This is a genomic window from Chryseobacterium nepalense, from assembly GCF_023195755.1.
In the GTDB taxonomy this organism is placed as follows: domain Bacteria; phylum Bacteroidota; class Bacteroidia; order Flavobacteriales; family Weeksellaceae; genus Chryseobacterium; species Chryseobacterium nepalense.
Window position 1 is genome coordinate 2,285,739 of sequence record NZ_CP096203.1, and the last position, 20,896, is coordinate 2,306,634.

At 37.9% G+C, this 20,896-nt stretch carries 20 protein-coding genes; 5 read left to right on the forward strand and 15 right to left on the reverse strand.

The genetic code is table 11. The annotated features are described in order from the left end of the window. Positions 1–20: 20 nt before the first annotated feature. Positions 21–971 (reverse strand): 2-hydroxyacid dehydrogenase, encoded by a 951-nt coding sequence (locus M0D58_RS09940; RefSeq protein ID WP_248388854.1) that lies wholly within the window; start codon positions 969–971, stop codon positions 21–23. A gap of 140 nt (positions 972–1,111) precedes the next feature. On the opposite strand from M0D58_RS09940, the gene M0D58_RS09945 reads away from it, so the two are divergent. After that, positions 1,112–1,483 carry a hypothetical protein gene (locus M0D58_RS09945; protein WP_248388856.1) on the forward strand — a complete coding sequence of 124 codons (372 nt, stop codon included), beginning with the start codon at positions 1,112–1,114 and terminating at the stop codon, positions 1,481–1,483. A 137-nt stretch (positions 1,484–1,620) separates the two neighbouring features. Here M0D58_RS09945 and M0D58_RS09950 read toward each other — a convergent pair whose 3' ends face one another. The 4 genes from M0D58_RS09950 to M0D58_RS09965 form a co-directional block, all read right to left on the reverse strand. After that, complete coding sequence (locus M0D58_RS09950; RefSeq protein ID WP_169231884.1) at positions 1,621–2,145, reverse strand: acyl-CoA thioesterase; 525 nt, start codon at positions 2,143–2,145, stop codon at positions 1,621–1,623. Continuing rightward, a complete protein-coding gene (locus tag M0D58_RS09955) occupies positions 2,133–2,909 on the reverse strand; it encodes a hypothetical protein (protein WP_248388858.1) in 777 nt (258 codons plus the stop codon). Before M0D58_RS09955 ends, M0D58_RS09950 begins: the two co-directional genes overlap by 13 nt. A 474-nt stretch (positions 2,910–3,383) precedes the next feature. Next, positions 3,384–5,489, reverse strand: coding sequence for a TonB-dependent receptor (locus tag M0D58_RS09960; protein WP_248388860.1), 2,106 nt, complete (start codon positions 5,487–5,489; stop codon positions 3,384–3,386). A gap of 305 nt (positions 5,490–5,794) precedes the next feature. Further along, on the reverse strand, positions 5,795–6,592 hold the full coding sequence (locus M0D58_RS09965; protein WP_248388862.1) for a WG repeat-containing protein: 798 nt from the start codon (positions 6,590–6,592) through the stop codon (positions 5,795–5,797). A 102-nt stretch (positions 6,593–6,694) separates the two neighbouring features. Between M0D58_RS09965 and M0D58_RS09970 the strand changes: the two genes are divergently transcribed. Next, positions 6,695–8,962, forward strand: coding sequence for an aconitate hydratase (locus tag M0D58_RS09970; RefSeq protein ID WP_248388864.1), 2,268 nt, complete (start codon positions 6,695–6,697; stop codon positions 8,960–8,962). Between the two features lie 53 nt (positions 8,963–9,015). Here the strand turns inward: M0D58_RS09970 and M0D58_RS09975 are convergent, their stop codons facing one another. Both M0D58_RS09975 and M0D58_RS09980 read right to left on the reverse strand, forming a co-directional pair. Further along, a complete protein-coding gene (locus tag M0D58_RS09975) occupies positions 9,016–9,699 on the reverse strand; it encodes a LytR/AlgR family response regulator transcription factor (protein ID WP_248388866.1) in 684 nt (227 codons plus the stop codon). Continuing rightward, positions 9,686–10,702 (reverse strand): sensor histidine kinase, encoded by a 1,017-nt coding sequence (locus tag M0D58_RS09980; protein ID WP_248388868.1) that lies wholly within the window; start codon positions 10,700–10,702, stop codon positions 9,686–9,688. Before M0D58_RS09980 ends, M0D58_RS09975 begins: the two co-directional genes overlap by 14 nt. Before the next feature lie 183 nt (positions 10,703–10,885). Here M0D58_RS09980 and M0D58_RS09985 point away from each other — a divergent pair, with 183 nt between their 5' ends. After that, on the forward strand, positions 10,886–11,725 hold the full coding sequence (locus M0D58_RS09985; protein WP_248388870.1) for a DUF5694 domain-containing protein: 840 nt from the start codon (positions 10,886–10,888) through the stop codon (positions 11,723–11,725). Positions 11,726–11,756: 31 nt separating this feature from the next. On the opposite strand, the gene M0D58_RS09990 is transcribed toward M0D58_RS09985, so the two are convergent. Beyond that, entirely contained in the window at positions 11,757–11,894 is a 138-nt protein-coding gene (locus M0D58_RS09990) for a hypothetical protein (RefSeq protein ID WP_248388872.1), read from the reverse strand. Between M0D58_RS09990 and M0D58_RS09995 the strand changes: the two genes are divergently transcribed. Further along, the gene (locus tag M0D58_RS09995; RefSeq protein ID WP_248388874.1) at positions 11,880–11,969 is read left to right on the forward strand and encodes a hypothetical protein; all 90 of its coding nucleotides are present in this window, start codon (positions 11,880–11,882) and stop codon (positions 11,967–11,969) included. The genes M0D58_RS09990 and M0D58_RS09995 overlap by 15 nt on opposite strands. 58 nt (positions 11,970–12,027) lie before the next feature. Continuing rightward, the gene (locus M0D58_RS10000; protein ID WP_248388876.1) at positions 12,028–14,262 is read left to right on the forward strand and encodes an outer membrane beta-barrel family protein; all 2,235 of its coding nucleotides are present in this window, start codon (positions 12,028–12,030) and stop codon (positions 14,260–14,262) included. Positions 14,263–14,420: 158 nt separating this feature from the next. Here M0D58_RS10000 and M0D58_RS10005 read toward each other — a convergent pair whose 3' ends face one another. The 7 genes from M0D58_RS10005 to thiC form a co-directional block, all read right to left on the reverse strand. Beyond that, positions 14,421–15,131 (reverse strand): HesA/MoeB/ThiF family protein, encoded by a 711-nt coding sequence (locus tag M0D58_RS10005; protein WP_248388878.1) that lies wholly within the window; start codon positions 15,129–15,131, stop codon positions 14,421–14,423. A gap of 30 nt (positions 15,132–15,161) precedes the next feature. Further along, on the reverse strand, positions 15,162–16,280 hold the full coding sequence (thiH, locus tag M0D58_RS10010; RefSeq protein ID WP_248388879.1) for a 2-iminoacetate synthase ThiH: 1,119 nt from the start codon (positions 16,278–16,280) through the stop codon (positions 15,162–15,164). Positions 16,281–16,292: 12 nt separating this feature from the next. After that, complete coding sequence (locus tag M0D58_RS10015) at positions 16,293–17,069, reverse strand: thiazole synthase (protein WP_248388881.1); 777 nt, start codon at positions 17,067–17,069, stop codon at positions 16,293–16,295. Continuing rightward, positions 17,066–17,680: a thiamine phosphate synthase gene (gene thiE, locus M0D58_RS10020; RefSeq protein ID WP_248388883.1), complete on the reverse strand. Its 615-nt coding sequence runs from the start codon at positions 17,678–17,680 to the stop codon at positions 17,066–17,068. The genes M0D58_RS10015 and thiE overlap by 4 nt, the downstream gene beginning before the upstream one ends. 90 nt (positions 17,681–17,770) lie before the next feature. Further along, positions 17,771–18,514, reverse strand: a complete 744-nt coding sequence (locus tag M0D58_RS10025) for a hydroxymethylpyrimidine/phosphomethylpyrimidine kinase (protein ID WP_248388885.1) — start codon at positions 18,512–18,514, stop codon at positions 17,771–17,773. Next, positions 18,490–19,074 carry a thiamine phosphate synthase gene (locus tag M0D58_RS10030; RefSeq protein ID WP_248388887.1) on the reverse strand — a complete coding sequence of 195 codons (585 nt, stop codon included), beginning with the start codon at positions 19,072–19,074 and terminating at the stop codon, positions 18,490–18,492. The genes M0D58_RS10025 and M0D58_RS10030 overlap by 25 nt, the downstream gene beginning before the upstream one ends. Further along, on the reverse strand, positions 19,071–20,882 hold the full coding sequence (thiC, locus tag M0D58_RS10035; RefSeq protein ID WP_248388889.1) for a phosphomethylpyrimidine synthase ThiC: 1,812 nt from the start codon (positions 20,880–20,882) through the stop codon (positions 19,071–19,073). The genes M0D58_RS10030 and thiC overlap by 4 nt, the downstream gene beginning before the upstream one ends. Between the last annotated feature and the right edge of the window lie 14 nt (positions 20,883–20,896).

The window sequence follows — 20,896 nt, forward strand, 5'->3', positions numbered from 1 at the left end:
ATACTTTAAAAATGTACCAATTAATGAATCGACTGAAAATTACCTGAAAACTGAGCAAGGATTTTATCTACAATTACCTGGGCGAGCTTTTCTTTACTCTGGATAGTCCAGCCCGCAATATGGGGTGTTACGATTACTTTTTCGGATTCAAGCAGATACCGAAGATCTTCATTTTCGGTTTCCAGGTTTTCAAAAGACGACTTTTCATATTCCAGAACGTCAAGACAAGCCCCTTTTACCTTTCCTGATTTTATAGCTTCCACCAAGCTTTTGGTTTCCACATTTTTACCACGTGCAGTATTGATGAAATAAAAATCATTCTTCATTTCGGAAATAAATAATCCATCTACAAGATAATACGATTCTTCCGTTAAAGGAATATGCAGACTGAGCACCTCCGCTTTTTCTTTAAGCTCATCCAAGGAAACCTGAGTGGCATATTCATCACTTAACCCTGGTAGAATATCATGAAAAATTACTTTGCAGCCGAAACCGGAAAGTCTTTTGGCTGTTGCTTTACCCATATTTCCATATCCGATGAGGCCTACCGTTTTTCCCAGAAGCTCATCCCCCCTGTTTTCTTCCCTGAGCCAGATGCCGTTTTTTACTTCCCGGGATGCAATGAAAAGCCTGTTCATTAAGATCAGAAGCATTCCCACTACATGTTCCGCTACAGAATCACGGTTTCCTTCCGGGGAATTGATCAGCTGAATTCCCAATTTTTGTGCTACAGGAATATCAATATTTTCCATTCCTGCTCCTACTCTCGCAATGAATTTCAGATTTTCAGCATGCTCCAGAAAATTTTTGTCTAAAGGAATTCTGCTTCGGATGATGATACCGTCATAGTCTTTAATTTTTCGACAAACCTCATCATAGGAAGAGGTAAAATCTTCTTCCAGAATAAAATTTTTGGCTAAAAGCTGTTCGGTAATCAAGGGATGGTTCTTATCTAAAAGGAGTATTTTCATATTTTTCTAAACACTAATGACACTAATTGTTTTGCACAAATGACACAAACGAAATTACGTTAATAATTTTTATATTTGTTCTGCAAAGGTAGTCACAAAGATTCACAAACAGCTTTTGTAATTGATTTTTTTAGTTTTCCATGAAGTCACCTAAGGTTATTTTCAGCATTTCCGTATTGCTTCTTCTTATATATATTATTGTGCTGTCACAGCAATTTTCTTCTGTACAGGAAATTATTCCCGTTCACTATTCCGGAGACGGTGGAGACGGTTTTGGGAGTAAAAATTTTTTATGGCTTGAAGTAGGTCTTAATTTTCTGTTTTTATATCTTTTGGCCTTACCCATATTCTTTCCTGAAAAAATGTTTGCTAAAACCACCGATTACTTAGAATCCTCTACTGAAGCAGCAATAAAAAACCGACAACTATTTTTGTCGGTTCTATCTGTACTTGTTACAATAATTTTTTGTGGCCTTTCGCTGAAAGAAATTATTTGTTTAAGTTTTATTTAAAATCCGCACAGATTATTCAGATTTAGCAGATTAGATTACAGCTTCATCAATAAACTTGTTGATTGTTCTTTTCTTAAGTACAACCAAGATAATCACCAACTTGCGTCAAAAAAACTACAAATAATTTCTTAATCAAGTTATTTTGTTTCCTCCCCAAAAAGCTTTTTAAGCTCAATTGACTCAGAAGGTTTCATTCTTCCGGAAAGAATCAGGGAGAGTTCCTTTCTTCTGAGTGCGGCTGCGTATCTTTCTTTTTCAAGATCAGTTTCCGGTTCCATTTCAGGGATTGGGATGGGTCTGTTGAATTCATCAACCGCCACGAAAGTATAAATTCCTTTATTGGTCTGAATTTTTTTGTGATTAATAGGATCATCCAGCCATACATCTACATAAATTTCCATAGACGTGGAAAAAGCTCTGGAAACTTTGGATTCCATTACTACAATTCCACCTTCCGGAATCGGGTGATCAAATGAAACATGATTCACGGAAGCGGTCACTACCCTTCTTTCGCAGTGTCTTGTCGCTGAAATTGAGGCACATCGGTCCATTCTTGCCAACAGCTCGCCACCGAAAAGATTCCTCAATTGGTTGGTATCATTGGGGAGTACAATGTTCGTCATTACTGTCAGGGATTCTGACGCCTTCTTTATTTTTGCCATTTTTTCTTAGTGTTGTTTGTAGGAGCCGGATTGTTTACAGACTTTTGTGTTGCCGGCTGAATATTCTGCTTTACCACAGCAGTGTCTTTTTTCAGAGAATCTGATGGGACTACCGGCGGAGCAGCTTGTTGTGGCTTTACAGTATCTTTTTCAATCCTGTGGGTTCTGGTCTGTATGGAAGGGTTGGTATTTCCAAAAGATTTTTCACCAAAAAGAAGCTCCTGTTGTGTATAAGCTACATATAAAATTCCAGCAACAGGAATAATGATCAGGAAAATCCAAAGAATGGATTTGTTAAACCGGTAATCTTTTCCGGAATTTTTCGAACCTGTTTTCAGAGGTTCATTGTTATGGATGTCTGAAATCTTAATTTCTTCCAAACCATAAAAATCCGGGTGATCCGACTGGAGTCTGTTTCCTTTGAAATGCGTTTCGCCTTCTTCAATGTAAATAGTACCAAGCCCCTGAATCTCGAGCATCTGATCTGCCTGCAGCTTCTTTTTCCAGAAATCGGTCTGGATCTGGAGATCTGTTTTGGAAGCTTCTACGGTCATCTGTTTGTGTCCCGCAATAAAAGCAGCCAGCTCCTCAGACTTTACTTTATAATCCGGGGTATAAACAATTTTACTGGCAGGAGGAAGGATGCTCCCATTTTCGGAATTGATAATGGCCTTGGAGTTTTCGAGCGAAAACACCCCAAAATCCGGGACCGTAACAGTACCGAATTGTTTCAAATATTCTAAAATGTAAGCTGAAATATTCATTTGGTGGCAAATTTATGACTTTTTCATGACTTTTTGTTATATAAGAATTGTTCGGTATCAAGTTTAAAAATATGCAGATCTGATTTTAGAAATCCTGTCCCTATTATTAAGCTTTGGCTAAAGACATTGGATTATTCCTCCTGGAAGCGGAATAAAACCCGCTCTTATTCATGAATTTCGAAATTTATAACAATCTGTCTTTTATTTAAGACCTCCTTTTGTTTTTTGGGAACATTTATAAATAGGCAAACTGCTACCCTAGCCGCGATTGAAGCAATTGTCTGAGCTCATTTCTTTATTTTCCTGGGTAGCGGCGGCTTCGCTACCCAGGAAAATAAAGAAATAGCGAGTGCGGAAAGCGGGAAAAAGCTCCTAAAATAAATAGTGGCAAGATTTAATAAAAAAGACTGCCGGAGCAGCCTTAAAAATCTAACTTTACTTTTTACTATAATTATTTCAATATAGCCTGATTGATTACTGAATTTTCCAGCTGATGCCGAACATAAAATTGGTTCCTGCCTGAGAAAAATAGTAAGGAGAGCCATCGTACACAGCGCCGTTGTTCACATATTTTTTATTGAAAATATTGTTTACTAAAAGCTTGAGGGCGATGTCATTATTATGAATTTTGAATTGGTATTGAGCATTAAAATCAGTCAGGAAATAATCGTTCAGCTGCAGATTACGATCTTCGGAATTATCCAGATACTGTTTTCCTACATATTGGTTGATTAAGGCAAACTGGAAATTTTTATTGGGGTTGAATTTCACTGCAAGATTGGCGATAACATCCGGAGAAAAGGAAATCTGTGTATTTCCGAGATCCTGAACACCATTTTCATTTTCTACTTTAAAATCTAAATTCCTGTTGTTGCTGAAACTTACATTTCCACTAAGTTCCCACTGTTTTGAGATTTTAGCCAATGCTCCGAGCTCAATCCCACTTCGGAAACTTTTTCCTGAATTGGTTCTGATAAAGGCCCCTACATTATTCAGCTCCCCATTCAGGACAAGCTGGTTCACATAATACATATAATATAAGTTGGCGGTGAATGATACAGGTCCAAACTGTCTTTCGAAACCAGCTTCAAAATCGTGAAGTTTTTCTGCTTTTACGTCATTGTTTGCCAAAAGGTCGTCACGGTTCGGTTCGCGGTGTGCGTGAGCGTAGGAAATAAAAATTTTTCCATTGCTAATTTTGTAATTGATTCCCGCTTTTGGATTGAAGAACAGCCAGTTTTTATCGAGATTAGCTCCTTCATCATCTCCGGAAGTGATGATTTTCGTATTGTAATCTACATTTCTCAATTGCAAATCTCCAAAAAACTCAAGATCATTTATCCTTACCAATGCTTTTGCAAAACCTGCCACTTCATTTTTTACGGAGCGGTTTCTGTAATATTCGTATTCATCAATCTGGGGAATGAAAACACCGGTTACATTTCCGAAGTGTCTTCCATAATATTGATTGGCGACTGCCCCAAAGTTGACATCAACAATTCCTAGTTTTCCATAAAGCGTTGAAACAATCCCATAGAAATCATTATTAAGCCATTTTTTTCTGATAAAGTCCGAATATTCTTCACTTCCAACATCAGGTAAGTTATATCTGGCGAATGGATCACCCTGCTTATAATTTTCATAATATCCTTTTCCTTTGGTATAATGTAAGGTTGTTTCGAGATTCCATTTATCATTGAATTTCTGTTCCCAAAGCAACTGGTAATGATTTTGTCGGTAATTGTCGGTTTCGTTATCATAAAAGCCTATAATATTTTCCCAACTTGCATCATAAATTGCCCCGGAATAATTGAATTTGGGATCAGTTTCCCAGGTTTTCCGGTCGATTCCGTTCCAGGCTTGATAGGTTTTTTCCTTCCCTCCGAAAGCCATTAAACGGATTCTGGTGTTTCCTTCTTCATATAAAGCCGTGAAATTATAGGAATTCAACTTTGAAAAAGCTCTGTCAATATATCCGTCTGAATTAATATGGGTATATCTTCCCATTATGGAAAGTCGGTTCCCCCAGAATTTTCCGGATCCGATTTCGGCAGAATATTTATAGGTATTAAATGATCCGTAGCTGTCATCTGTTTTAACATAAAATTTTTCTTCCGGATCTTTTGAAAGTACATTGATGCTTGCCCCGAATGCGGCAGCTCCGTTGTTGGATGTTCCCACTCCTCGCTGAATCAGAATCTGTGAAGCAGAACTGGTAAGATCCGGAACGTTGACAAAGAACGTTCCCTGGCTTTCCGAGTCATTGTACGGAACACCATTCATCATCACATTAATTGCACTTCCGGAAACCCCTCGGATTCTAAAACCGGTATATCCTACCCCGTTTCCGGCATCTGATGTCGAAATAATGGAAGTCTGATTTTTTAATAGAATCGGAAGATCCTGCCCGAGATTCCTGCTGTCCAGATCTTTCTGAACATTAATGATCTCTTTTGCAACGGGAAGTCTTTTGGTAAAATTAACAGCTTCAATTTCCTTTATTTTTAAGGAATCGGTATTTTGTGCCTGGATAAAAGCAGCTGCGCCTACAGTTAGGCCTAAAAAAAATAATCCTTTCATTCTATAAATTTTAACATTTAATGAATAAAAGGGGCGGATTAAATTAATGTAAAAAATGTATCAGTTTACCAGTCTAACAATAAGAATTGGTACATTGTTATACTGTTCTATTGTTACATTTTTTTAAATTCCCTAAACGGCATTACCCGTTCCAGGTTCATTGGGTATAATCTCAGCTTGTGACAGCACCCCTTTATTTCTGCCGCAAAATTACAAAATTATTATCAGATATACTTTAAAAAATTTAGCACCCCTCATTATTGAAAGAATTTTTCAAATGCACCCCCATTTGGTGAGGGTTAAAATCAGTAAGTATTATTATTTGAGTCGATGTAGTAATAATTTTTCCCATCTTTCGAAACATCAAACATTTTACCCAGTTTCCAGCTAAAATTACGTTTAATATCATCATACTCAAATGGAATAATTACCCTGTTGTGTACATCAATGACTCCAAACATATTGTTTTTTGAAGCAACAATCATCGGATTGGCCACATCATCGCCTTCAAGAATGAAGAGATATTCATATTGAGGATAGATTTGAAACTGCCTGTAATCCGCAGGATCTTTAAAAGTTGCTTTTTCTATGATTCCGTAAAAACCATTTAAAACATAAGCCTGATACAGCTGTTGAATATATTCCTTGTGAACACATTTTCCAAGATCTTCTTTCTTAAAACGATAGACTCTTTTTCCTTTTTTGTCTATTCTATATGAAATTTCGTCTTTTTCTACCGTTGCATAATCTGCGGTACCGAATTTCCGAAATTTTTCATTCGGGGAATTCAGGAGATTACAATCTTCATAAAAAAATACGGCAATATGATATTCGGGCTGGATGACAAACTTACCCTCCTGATTCACATACCCGAAATTCCCATTTTTTTTCTTCGGAATTAATAACGGAAGATCCTGATTGACAACCGGTAAACTTATATTTTTTTCAGAAGTCACTGTTTTCTTTTTTACAGCTATTTTTTTCGGAACCGATTTCTGAGAAAAAACGACTATCGAAATTAAAACACTTAGAACCTGAATTATTTTTTTTAAACCCATATTGACAGCAAAAATACAATGAAAAATAGAAATTATAAAATTCATATTTATAAAGAATCTAAATAATATAACTCCCATAAAATATTAAAATTTCGTAATTTTGGGAACATTTATAATTGTTTGATAATTTTAAAACGTTTTTGAGATATGACATTTGATATCGATATGATCAAAAAAGTGTACGAGCGTTACCCTGAAAGGATTGCAGCAGCAAGACAGATTGTGGGAAAACCTCTTACATTATCAGAAAAAATATTATACACTCACCTTTGGGAAGGAAATGCTACACAGGCGTATGAGAGAGGAAATTCTTATGTAGATTTTGCACCGGACAGAGTAGCAATGCAGGATGCAACTGCGCAGATGGCGCTTCTGCAGTTTATGCAGGCAGGAAAAGCGAAAGTAGCTGTTCCTTCAACAGCTCACGCAGATCACCTTATCCAGGCAAAGGTAGGTGCTGATAAAGATTTACAGGAAGGTATCAATAAAAACTCGGAAGTTTTCAATTTTTTGAGTTCTGTTTGCGATAAATACGGAATCGGTTTCTGGAAACCGGGAGCCGGAATCATTCACCAGGTAGTATTGGAAAACTATGCTTTCCCTGGCGGTATGATGATCGGTACCGATTCTCACACGGTAAATGCAGGAGGTCTAGGAATGGTTGCAATTGGTGTAGGTGGTGCTGATGCAGTAGACGTAATGGCTGGTATGGCATGGGAACTTAAAATGCCTAAACTGATCGGGGTAAAACTTACCGGAAAAATGTCCGGATGGACTTCCGCAAAAGATGTTATCCTTAAAGTAGCAGGAATCCTTACCGTAAAAGGTGGTACAGGATGTATCGTAGAATATTTCGGAGAAGGAGCAGAATCTCTTTCCGCAACAGGAAAAGGAACCATCTGTAACATGGGTGCTGAAATCGGTGCTACGACTTCCACTTTCGGATATGATGATTCCATGAGAAGATATCTTGCTTCTACAGGAAGACAGGATGTTGTGGATGCTGCAGATCAGATTGCAGAACATTTAACAGGTGATGCTGAGGTATATGCAAACCCAGAACAATATTTCGACCAATTAATAGAAATCAACCTTTCTGAGCTTACCCCTCACTTAAACGGACCTTTCACTCCGGATTTGGCAACACCGGTTTCCGAATTCAGAGCAAAAGCGGAAGCTAACGGATGGCCACTTGAAGTTGAATGGGCATTGATCGGATCTTGTACCAACTCTTCTTATGAAGATTTATCAAGAGCTGCTTCTATCGTGGAAGACGCTGTTGCAAAAGGTGTTAAGCCTAAAGCCATCTTAGGGATCAACCCAGGTTCGGAGCAGGTAAAATATACTGCTGAAAGAGACGGATTCTTAGACTCTTTCAGAAAATTCGAAAATGCAAGAATCTTTACGAACGCGTGTGGACCTTGTATCGGACAATGGGACAGAGAAGGTGCTGAAAAAGGAGAGAAAAACTCTATTATTCACTCTTTCAACAGAAACTTTGCGAAAAGAGCAGATGGTAACCCGAATACCCATGCTTTCGTAGCTTCTCCTGAAATGGTAGCTGCAGTAGCAATCTCGGGAAGATTAGACTTTAACCCTATTACTGATACTTTAACAAACGAAGCTGGTGAGCAGATCAAATTAGACGAGCCAAAAGGTTCTGAATTACCTGCAAAAGGTTTTGCTGTAGAAGACGCAGGATATCAGGCTCCATCTGAAGACGGATCTCATGTTGTAGTAAACGTAAGCCCTACTTCAGACAGACTTCAGTTGTTAGAAGAGTTCCCGGCTTGGGACGGTAAAAATATTGAAGGTGCTAAAGTTTTAATCAAAGCATTCGGAAAATGTACAACCGACCACATTTCTATGGCTGGACCATGGTTGAAATACAGAGGTCACTTAGATAATATTTCCAACAACATGCTGATCGGAGCGGTAAACGCTTACAACATGGAAACCAACAAGGTGAAAAACCAGCTTACCGGTGAATACGGTGAAGTTCCAGCTGTACAAAGAGCTTACAAAGCTGCAGGAGTTCCATCAATCGTTGTAGGAGATCAGAACTACGGTGAAGGTTCTTCAAGAGAGCACGCCGCTATGGAACCAAGACACCTTGGCGTAAAAGCAGTATTGGTAAAATCATTCGCAAGAATCCACGAAACTAACCTTAAGAAACAAGGAATGCTTGGATTAACTTTTGCTGATGAAGCCGATTACGATAAAGTACAGGAAGATGATACGGTTAATTTCCTTGATCTTGAGCAATTTGCTCCGGGGAAACAACTTACTTTGGAGTTCGTTCATGCAGACGGAACTAAAGACATCATTATGGCAAACCATACGTACAACGATCAGCAGATCGAATGGTTTAAAGCCGGTTCTGCACTTAACCTGATTAAGCAACAAGAAAATTAATTGTTAGATTTAATTAATAATAGAAAAAAGCAACTTCAATTGAAGTTGCTTTTTTATTTGATCCGGTTAAAAAAATTCGTCCTATAACGCTCCCCTATCGGAATTTCATATTCCGGATCGATGATAATCTTTTTGGTTGTGCTATTTTTAATGTGATTTAGATTAACAATAAAAGATTTGTGAATTCGCATGAAGGAGCTTTCAGGAAGCTGCTGTTCCATTGATTTCAAAGTGTCCAGAACAATAAACTCTTCTTCTGAAGTTTTTATATTAACATAATCCCGAATGCTTTCAACATATAAAATCTCTGCAAAATTGATTCTATGTTGTTTTCCTGAAGATTTTACAAAGAAATAGTCCTGTTCTTGTTTTCCCAACGAAAAACGTTCCTGCGCCTTTACGGCACTTTTGTGAAAACGTTCGAATGAAATCGGTTTTAAAAGATAATCTACAATATGATGTTCATAGCCTTCCAGAGCATATTCGGAATAAGCGGTTGTTAAAATATATTTTACCTTATCACCGAGGATTTTCATGAAATTAATACCGGACAGTTCAGGCATCTGGATGTCCAGAAATACAAGATCAGTCTCATTAATCTGAATATATTCTAAAGCTTCAATAGGATTTTCAGAGGAAAACACAAGTTCGAGAAAAGGAATTTTCTGCACATAATTTTCCAGTAAAGAGATGGCAAGCGGCTCATCATCGACAATAATACATTTAATGGTTTTCATCTCTTAAATTAATTTTTAAATCTACCACAAATTCCTGTTTCGAGTCTTTAATGTTAAGCGTATATTTTTGAGGATATAAAATTTCCAGTCTTTTTCTCACATTTTCAATACCAATTCCTGATACCGAATCTTTCATCTTTTCCTTTTTATAATTTAAAAGATAAAAATGTAATACTTTATCCTCATCGGAAATTCTCATTTCAAAGCCTTTATTTCTAAAATCGCCATGCTTAAAAGCATTTTCAACAAACGGAACCAGGATCATCGGTGATATGCTAAGATTCGGATGAAGGATTTTCTTTTCAAACACTAGCAGTTCCGGGTTTTTAATTCTGAGTTTTTCCAAGGCCATGAGACTTTCAATGTAGCCAATTTCTTTTTCCAGAGCAATCCGGTCTTCACCAAGATCTTTCGTGCTGTACCGCAGCAGCCGGCTCAGCTCTTCAATGGCGGGCAAAGCATTATCCGATTTCTGATATACAAGAGAATAGATATTATTTAAAGAATTAAAGATGAAATGAGGATTGATCTGGGTTTTCAGCGCCTGTAATTCCGCGTTTTTTTTGGCTTCAACAAGCTGAGACTTTTCTTCTTCCGCAATGATGGAATATTTGAAGAACCAGAATGTGGTGCTGATAAAGATCGTGGTGCTGCTGTAAAAAATATTATCGAAGAAATAAAAGCCGAAACCGGTATCTTCTGAATAATTCCTGATCCCGAAATAAATGGGTAGAAACCATTCCTCTGCAAAATATCTTACCAATACAAAGGAACTCACACTCAGGAAAAAAGCGACAAAGGATTTATAAATTTTGTCGGCATCAAAAAACCTGGGAACGACAATAAAATAGTTGACGTAAAAACAGATGATACTGGTAATAAAAAAGGTTATATTAAATATAGTAGCGTTGGAATGGAAGACAAAATAGGGGATCAGAACCGCTCCAATAATATAGATCGTCCAAAAGAAAATATGCAGATAAAGCAGTTTGCTGTTTTTCATACCGCAAAAATAGACTTTCTATGAAAATGTACACTGTTTCTTCGACAAACCGCCCCTTTTTCCCGATGAGTTCATTTTGCACCTGTTTTAGGACGGTTGGTCGAAATGGCATTTCGTCTTCAGGCCACAAACAATAATTTTGTCAGCAACAGTACAGACTATTATTAACCTAAATCCCTATTTATGAAAACAGTACTATATACATTTCTGGTTTGTTTATCAACCCTTATTACCGCCCAGAAAAAGCCTGGGGAATATTTTTCCGGTACCAAACCGCAGGTGCTCGTCGTAGGATCCTTCCATTTTGACTATCCGAATCTCGATGCCCACAAAACTGAAAAAGGGGATCAGGTTGATGTGCTATCTCCAAAAACGGCAAAAGAAGTCACTGCGCTTGTAGAGTATATTAAAAAGTTCAAACCTACGAAAATAGCCATCGAGGCATTTCCGAACTGGAATGCCAATCAGAAGCTGAAAGAATACAAGGAAGGCAAGCATAATGATAAAAGAGATGAGCGGTATCAGCTGGCCATGCGTATTGCGAAAGAGCTTAAGATCAACGAGCTGTACAGCATAGATGCAAATTCGGTGCTGGATGATCTGCAGGAAAAATTTGCCAAAACCGATTCCCTATATTTCAAGAACCTGAGTGCAGAATACGACTTTCAAAGTGATGATCCTGTTTCAAAACAGTACAATACTTTCTTTAAAAGCTCGGAACCCAAAAACTTCAGATCATTGCTGGATCTTTTCAAATATACGAACGGGAAAGAATACCATCAGCATGAATACGGAGCATACCTGAGTGGCGATTTTAAGCTAAGAGAACATGACGGTGCAGATATGCTGGCATTGTACTGGTACAACAGGAACCTTAGAATGTTCAGAAATATTCAGAATATTCCACATCACCCGGAAGACAGATTGCTGGTAATTGTAGGCAATGGGCACGCCTCTGTTCTGAGACAGTTATTCACATCATCCCCTGATTTCGATTATACGGAATTCGATTCTTTGAAATAAAAATTTAAGCAGCTTCCACACATTAGAGAATTTAGTCATTATTAACAATGAAAACAATACATTTTACCACGCTCTTTCTTGCCTTTGCCACTTCTTTGCAGGCCCAAACTTCAATAAAATCAACATCAGCAAGAATGATCGCATCGTACTGCTGATGGGAGGCACCCATACCGCATTTTTCATGGATTTCCTGAAGAGAAGCCCCAAATACAGACCCGAATCTGTTTTAAAGTATATAAAATAAAGCCTTACCCTGTAACAAAAATAAATTTCATGCGTCTAACCTGATACGACAAGACATTATGAAAAAAACAATTATTGCCTTATCATTTCTGGGTACGGTGTGTACTTATGCCCAAGAAAAGACCAATAATCAGGTAAAAGAAAAACAAATTGAAGGAATTACGATCACCAAAACTAAAAAAGCCGTTGAGCAAAAAGCCGACCGTACGATTTTCGACTTCTCTGAACAACCGCAGCTGAATAACAGCAATGTCCTGGAAGGTATCAAAAAACTTCCCGGGCTTGTTTCCACCGATATTGCAGGAATGATGTATCAGGGAAAGGTACTGGACGTATACCTCAACGGAAGACCTTTAAATATTACTTCTAATGAGCTGAACTCTTTTCTGGAAGGCATGCCTGCCAATTCGGTAGACCGGATTGAAGTAATCACACAGCCGGGTGCAGAATTTCCGGCGACTTCCGGAGGGGCCATCATGAATATCATCACCAATAAAAATGCTAATAAATATTTAACGGCGACCTATTCCGGCAACTACTCTTTTACAAATTACGATAAATACAGAAGCAGAACGAGCAATTCCCTCAATCTAAATGCAAGAAATAAAATCTTCGGATGGCAATTAAATGTCGGCCAAAATTATCGTGAAAGTATGCTGAGCGGCAAGCAGGATAATCTTTTAACAAGCAATACCGACAGATTCGGAAGAGGATATTTTGCAAAATCGGGACTGACTTTTGACTTGGGGCAGGACCGGTTGCTTGTAAATTATGATATTTACCATAACAACAATGACAATTACACATTAAGTGACGGAGACGGACAGGAAGCCAAACCGATTCCTAACACGAATCCGCAACAATTTACGTACAGAGATTTTAGTTTTGACGCATCCGATGCTGCCCATACACTTACCACGAGACAGGAAGCAGTGGTTACTTACCAAAAGCGATTCTCAGACAAGGCTCAAAAACTGGATTTTCAGTTTGGTTATACAAAATCCGACAGTAAGTTTGTCCAGGATAATATTTTCAGAGATAAAAAATATGCCGATACCGGTTTATGGGAACCAAGGATTTCTTTGGGAAATGTTCTGAATAATACCTCTGATATGAGAGTCGCTAATTTTAAAGTAGACTATTCTCAACCACTGAATCTTCTTGACGGTGGAAAAGTAAGCCTGGGCGGTTTATATGAGCATCAGGAATTCGATACGGAAAGCAAAGGAATCACCAACCTGGATTATACAAGACAAACAACTGCAACCTATCTGGAGTTCCAGGCGAAACTCAAAAAATTTGATTTTATATTGGGAACCCGCGCAGAAAATTATGACATCTCCGGTATTACAAGATATAACGATCAAACCAATACCCTTATTGAAGCAGATCTTATTCCTTTTAATAAATTTAAATTATTTCCGAATGCCAGTGTTCAGTACAATCTGATGAACCAGGTCTATGTAGCGGCGAATTATAACAAAAAAATAAACCTGCCAAGTATTTCCGCACTGAACCCGAATAACGTAACATTCCAGGGCCCGAATACGCAGGTAACCGGTAATCCGAACCTTCAGCCTACTATTTTCGATAATTATGAACTGAAAATTTCGGCTTTCGATTATGCATTCATCGGTTACAGTGTGAGCTCTGCAAAAAATCAGGTGGCGCAGATTATCAGGAAAGACGGCAAGAACCTGTTTAATGAGCAGATTAATATTTCAGACATGAGAATTCATAACTTCAATGTCGGGTTGCCTGTTCCGTTTATGATCTTCAGTAAACCTCTGAGCGAAATTATGAAGTTTAATTTTAACCCTGATAAAATTAATTTCATGTACATTTATGCCGGATACCAGAAACATGACATTGATAATCTGAATAACAGAGGCTTCTGGATTTTCAATCTCATGACGCAGATTATTTTACCGAAAGAAATAAAGCTGACGGCAAATTATAGTTATTTAACTCCTAAAGCTGGTTATTTCTACTTCACAGCAGAAAAGCCTTTCAACAATTCTTTTGATCTTACGTTAACGAAGAAATTCATGGACAACCGTCTGACTGTTTCTGTCTTCGCGAATGATATTTTCAACGGACAGGTAATGCAGGTACGTTCAAACCCGCCATCAGGAGAATCTGTATTTATAAGAAGTAAATACGATACAAGAAACTTCGGATTATCCGTAAATTATAAGATTCCAACGAAAAACAAGCTGGCTAAGGAAGATGCCAATATCCTGAACCAGACGAAGAAAGAAGAAAATAGCGGCGTGATGCAGCAGGGACAATAAACTAAATATGAATGTTCATATCATATTTAATGTTTAAAAAGGTATTTATCAATTGGAGCGGACTAAAGTCCGCTTTTTCTATATTACTTCTTGACGGCTTTAGCCAAAACTTAAGAATAATATTTACCTGTACCACCGTGAAATATTGAAATTTTTGTTTAAAAATCAATAGTCTGAAAACGCCAGCGTAAGGTATCAATCAGAGTCAGTTGATTCAGCTGCAATGGAAGATCTGTAATGATCTTTAATGTTAAATTCGCCATCATGCTTCCGACAATTCCGGGCAGAGCTCCCAAAACTCCCAGACTGTCACAATCCGGAAAATCTTCATCAACAGGAGGCTCCGGGAAAATATCCCTTAAGTTTTTGCTTCCATTGTAGTTAAAAATTGCAACCTGTCCGGAAAATCCGAGAATACTTCCATAGACCAGAGGTTTTTGAAGTTTTACACAAATGTCATTAACCAAATATCTCGTTGTAAAATTATCGGAACCGTCAACAATGATATCAAATTCGGAAATCATGTCTTCAGCATTTGTTTCATCAATTTTTTGTTCAATGCCAATATATTGAATCTGGTGATTTAAGGTTCTGACAAAATTTTCAGCACTTTTTACTTTAGAAATACCAATCGTATTTTCATTGTGAACAATCTGTCGGTTTAAATTGTGAAGTTCTACCTTATCAAAATCTGTAACACCCAGAGTTCCGACTCCCGCAGCAGCCAGATATTGAATGACCGGACTGCCTAGACCACCAGCCCCAATCACCAAAACTTTAGAGTTTAGTATTTTTCTTTGACCTTCCAGACCGATTTCTTCGATAAAGATCTGTCGGCTGTAGCGGGCAAAGATGTCTTCGCTTTTCATTAATAATTTATTGTTGATTTTTTTTAAGTTTTATATCCCGCTGTAAACCGAGTCCCAGTCTTTCATTACAGGATCGTAGCCTGATTTTTTAATGATATTTTTAATTTCATCCATACTTCTTTCATCGCTGGTCTCAAACTGTTCCAGAGATTCTTTGTCTACGGAATAGCCCCCCGGATTAGTTTTAGAAGCCGCACTCATTGTTGTTGCTCCTAATGAAATTATATGATTTCTAAATTTTTCATTCTCTCTTGTCGAAATTGAAATTTCCAGATCTTCATTCCAGATTCTGTATGCGCAGATCAGCTGAAGCAGATCTTTATCTTCCATGATAAAATTAGGTTCTATAATACCTTCGGCAGGCCGCAGTCTCGGAAATGAAACGGAATATTTGCTTTTCCAATAATTTTTCTGAAGATAATCAATATGAAATGCATTAAAAAAACTATCGATTCTCCAGTCTTCCAATCCCAGTAAAACTCCCAGTCCTATTTTATGAATTCCGGCGCTTCCGATTCTGTCCGGTGTTTCCAGACGAAAATCAAAATTTGATTTTTTTCCTTTCGGATGATATTGTTTATATACTTCCTGATGATAGGTTTCCTGATAAACCAAAACCGCGTTCACTCCTGCTTCATGCAGCTTTCGGTACTCTTCTTCCGATAAGGGCTGAACTTCAATCGAAATATTGGCAAAATGTGATTTCAAAAGCCGTACGGCATTCAGAAAATATTCAATACCGACTGTTTTATTGGCTTCACCGCTTACCAGTAAAACATGATTGACACTCATGGATTTCAAAACGGCAGCTTCCATCATCAGTTCCGTATCGGAAAGTGTTTTTCTCCTGATAAGATTATCCAGACTGAAACCGCAATAAGTACAGATATTCTGACATTCATTGCTAAGATAAAGCGGAGCATACAGCTGAATGGTTTTACCAAATCGCTTCTGAGTAAGGCTTTGTGCCATTTTTGCCATTGTCTCTAACTTCTGAGAAGCAACAGGTGAAATAAAATTTAAAAAATCTTCTATGGTTTTATTTTTTTTCTGCAGGCTTTTTTCAACATCATTCAGCGTTACTTTTTCCAGCTTTTCTTTCACGTCATCCCATTGGTATTGATCGAAAATGTTTTTAAAACTTTTCATTTTACTTACATATTAGTCAAACAAAAAAGATGTTAACGGGCTTGAAGCTTCAGCATGCTGTGCTATTGCTCCTAATCCGGATTCAAAAGCTCTTCTTCCGGCAATAACGCCTTCTTTAAAAGCCAATGCCATATTTACAGGGTTTTGGGCTACCGCAATTGCCGTATTCACCAAAACCGCATCAGCACCCATTTCCATGGCTTTTGCCGCATCGGAGGGTGCCCCAATTCCTGCATCTACTACCACAGGAACATTACTCTGGCTGATAATAATTTCTAAAAAATCAATTGTCTTAAGACCTTTATTGGTTCCTATTGGTGCTCCCAAAGGCATCACAACCGCAGTTCCGGCATCTTCAAGACGCTTGCATAAAACAGGGTCAGCATGAATGTATGGCATTACGATAAATCCTAATTTTGCCAGTTCTTCCGTAGCATATAATGTTTCGATAGGATCCGGAAGCAGGTATTTCGGATCTGGATGGATTTCGAGTTTTACCCAGTTGGTTTCCAAGGCTTCTCTTGCCAGCTGTGCTGCCAATACTGCTTCTTTAGCTGTTCTCGCTCCTGAAGTATTCGGTAAAAGATGAACTCCTGTCGGTTGGATGGCATTCAGCAGATCATCTTCTGAAGATTGAGAGTCTATACGCTTAAGTGCCATCGTTACCATTTCGCTTTCCGATGCAATGACAGAGTCTGTCATTTCGGAAACGTTACCGAATTTTCCCGTTCCCAGAAACAATCTTGATTCAAAGGTCCTGTCTGCTATTATTAATTTTTGATTATTCATTGTAATGCTGTTGTAAATTTGGTAATGATAGAAGGCTGCTCCGTAATCTGTCCTGAAACAGCCACTCCGTAAATTCCGATTTGCTGTAATAATTCTATATCATTCAGTACCACACCGCCGATGGCAAAAATTTTAGGGATTGCAAGTGATTTGTCATGTAATTCCTGGACAATGTTCTGATATCCTCTGAATCCTAAAACCGGACTCAGCTGTTCTTTAGTTGTTGTAAATCTGAGAGGACCAAGTCCAATATAATCACACGATTCTACCATTCGCTGAAGAACGTTCTGAAATGTATTAGCCGTCCCTCCTATAATTTTATCTTCTCCTAAAATATATCTCGCTGTTTCAACTGACATATCATTGAGTCCCACATGAACGCCATCGGCATCAATATCTTTTGCGATCTGAACATGATCGTTAATGATACAAACAGCGTGATGATCTGAGCATAATGTTTTTGAAATTTCACAGAGCGTAATAAAATCTCTTTGGGGAGCATTTTTCCAGCGTACCTGAATCCATTTTACACCATTATCAAGCGCTTTCCGGATATTGGTTTCCTGTTCTTCTCTTGTATAACCCTGAGAGATGTATTGTAATTTTTCCATTTATTTTTAAACGCAAAGGCGCTAAGTTTTTTTTTATTGTTTTAAATCGCAACTGCATTCATTCAGTAAAGGTTAGCATTTAATGTCCATTTAAGAATGAAATCCTAATAAAGCAGATGTGCTTGCCAGAAATTTCTCAATGTATAACTTTCCTTTCCGACAGGCCTGTTCCAGATTTTCTCCTAAAGCTAAATGACCTGTAATTGCAGAAGAGAGCACACAACCTGAACCATGTTTTGGATAGTAGACACAATTTCTATCATGGGGTTCAATTGAAATTTCTTCACCGTTTTCGAGTAAAATATCTGTTCCTACATTGTCTTCGCGATGACCTCCTTTCATTAATATTGCACATGAATTTCTCGGATTTTCAAAAAACCCATTTTCTTTTAAAACCTTATATTCATTGTAGTTGGGTGTGATTAGATCGAGTTGATGCAAAACATTTCCCAGTTGAGAAATAGTATTTAAATCAAAAAAAGAAAATTCAGAGGTGCTTTTCAAAACCGGATCCCAAACGATTTTAGCTTCAGTATTAATTAATTTGATTGTCTTAATAATTTCATTTAAAAATTCCGCGTCTTTTACCACCCCTATTTTTACGGCCTTCACATCATAGTTTTTCATTAAAACATGAATTGAGTTTAAAATATCTTCTAAAGGTTGCCACTGAATTCCAAAAAATTCAGATTCTGTTTGTAAAGTCATTGCCGTACAGACAGCCAATCCCTGGACTTTTAACTGTTCAAATGTTTTAACATCCGCCAGTAGACCTGCTCCACCACTTGGATCGAAGCCGGCAATACTCATTACAAAAGGACGACCTGTCTGCATTTTTTAAATATTTCTATCGGTTGATTATTTTCCCAGATCGCTCCGAGCAAAGCCACTCCATCCAAGTTGCTGTCTGAAATTATATGAATATTATCTTCATGAATTCCTCCCAGCGCAATTAGTTTTACATTTGAGTTATCTCTTTTTTTAATATCATTTAAAATTTCTGAATCTTTTCCATATCCTTTTTTAGAAATACTCGGAAAAACAGGACTGATAAAAGCATATTCCCAATTCTTACTTAGTTCGTTAAAAGTTTCAATATCATGAACAGATGTCGAAATCGTTTTACCTGTTAAAGATTTATACAACTCATTATGTCTGTCAATTTCTCTAAAATGATGTCTTGAAATATTATAACTTTCAGCCAAATCATAATGACTGTGCAAAACCAATCGGTGATGGAATTCAGAATTTATCTTTTGAATAAAATCCTTCATTTCTTCTAAATTCATGACCGGTTTTCTGATATGAAGCAGATCTAAACCTTCCTGAAATAATTCGTTGATGACTTCAGTTTCATTAGCAACAATTTTTTCAGGAGTGATAATGATGATCATATATAAATTTCTTTCCCTTTTTCGATGAATTCCTGGGATTTATCCAACATTCCTTTTTCTGCAGATTCGCGGATTTCCTGGGTAATCTTCATAGAACAGAATTTTGGTCCGCACATCGAACAAAAATGTGCCACTTTTGCACCGTCTGCCGGAAGTGTTTCATCATGATATGATCTTGCCGTTTCCGGATCAAGAGAAAGGTTGAACTGATCTTCCCATCGGAATTCAAATCTGGCTTTACTCAACGCATTATCCCTGTATTGAGCACCAGGATGCCCTTTCGCCAAGTCTGCAGCGTGGGCCGCCAGCTTATAAGTAATCACTCCTACTTTCACATCTTCTTTATTCGGAAGTCCCAGATGTTCTTTCGGTGTTACATAACACAACATGGCACATCCGAACCAACCGATCATTGCCGCTCCGATTCCTGAAGTAATATGATCGTAACCTGGCGCAATATCCGTTGTCAATGGTCCTAGCGTGTAAAAAGGAGCTTCATCACATACTTCCAGCTGTTTTTCCATATTTTCTTTAATCATATGCATCGGAACGTGGCCGGGACCTTCGATCATCACCTGAACATTGTGCTTCCATGCGATTTTTGTTAATTCTCCTAAAGTTTCCAGTTCGGCAAACTGTGCTTCATCATTGGCATCAGCAATAGAGCCCGGACGAAGACCGTCGCCTAAAGAAAAGGCAACATCATATTTTTTCATGATTTCGCAGATTTCCTCGAAATGGGTGTACAAAAAGTTTTCTTTGTGATGAAAAAGACACCATTTTGCCATAATCGAACCGCCTCTGGAGACAATTCCCGTAACGCGTTTTGCCGTTAAATGAATATATCTCAATAAAACACCGGCGTGAATTGTGAAGTAGGAAACGCCCTGTTCTGCCTGTTCGATCAGCGTATCTTTAAAAATTTCCCATGTTAGATCTTCTGCTATACCTTTTACCTTTTCCAGCGCCTGATAAATCGGAACGGTACCAATAGGAACCGGACTGTTTCTGATGATCCATTCTCTGGTTTCGTGAATGTTTTTTCCGGTAGACAAATCCATTATCGTATCTGCTCCCCAACGGCAGGCCCAGACTGCTTTTTCCACCTCTTCTTCAATACTTGATGAAACGGCACTGTTTCCGATGTTGGCATTAATTTTAACAAGAAAATTCCGTCCTATAATCATCGGTTCGCTTTCCGGGTGATTGATATTATTCGGAATAATGGCTCTTCCGGCTGCGATTTCGTCTCTTACAAATTCAGGTGTGATTTTATTTTTTGGCGTTTTTGCACCAAAGCTATTTCCCTGATGCTGAAAAGACATTTCGCTTGTAACGGAATCCAGCTGCTCGATTCTCTGGTTTTCCCTTATGGCAACATATTCCATTTCGGGGGTAATGATTCCTTGTTTTGCGTAGTATAGCTGGGTTACCTGTTTTCCTTCTTTTGCTACTTTGGGTTTGTGGTTATAAGAAAATCTCAATTCATCTAATTTTGAATCTGCAAGGCGGGTTTTTCCGTACTCTGAGGTAATTCCGTCGAGAATTTCAACATCATTACGATCTAAAATCCATCTTTCACGGATTCTGGGCAATCCTTTTTCGATATTGATTTCAGAATTTTCATCGGTGTAAGGTCCTGAGGTATCATATACTGTAACCGGAGGGTTATGTTCCAATGTTCCGTTGGATAGTTTTGTCGGACTTAATTCTATTTCGCGCATTGCTACATTGATCGGATGTATTTTTCCTTCAACATAGATTTTTTTAGAGTTCGGAAACGGCGAACGGGTGATGTTATGAGCCATAGTGATTGATATTG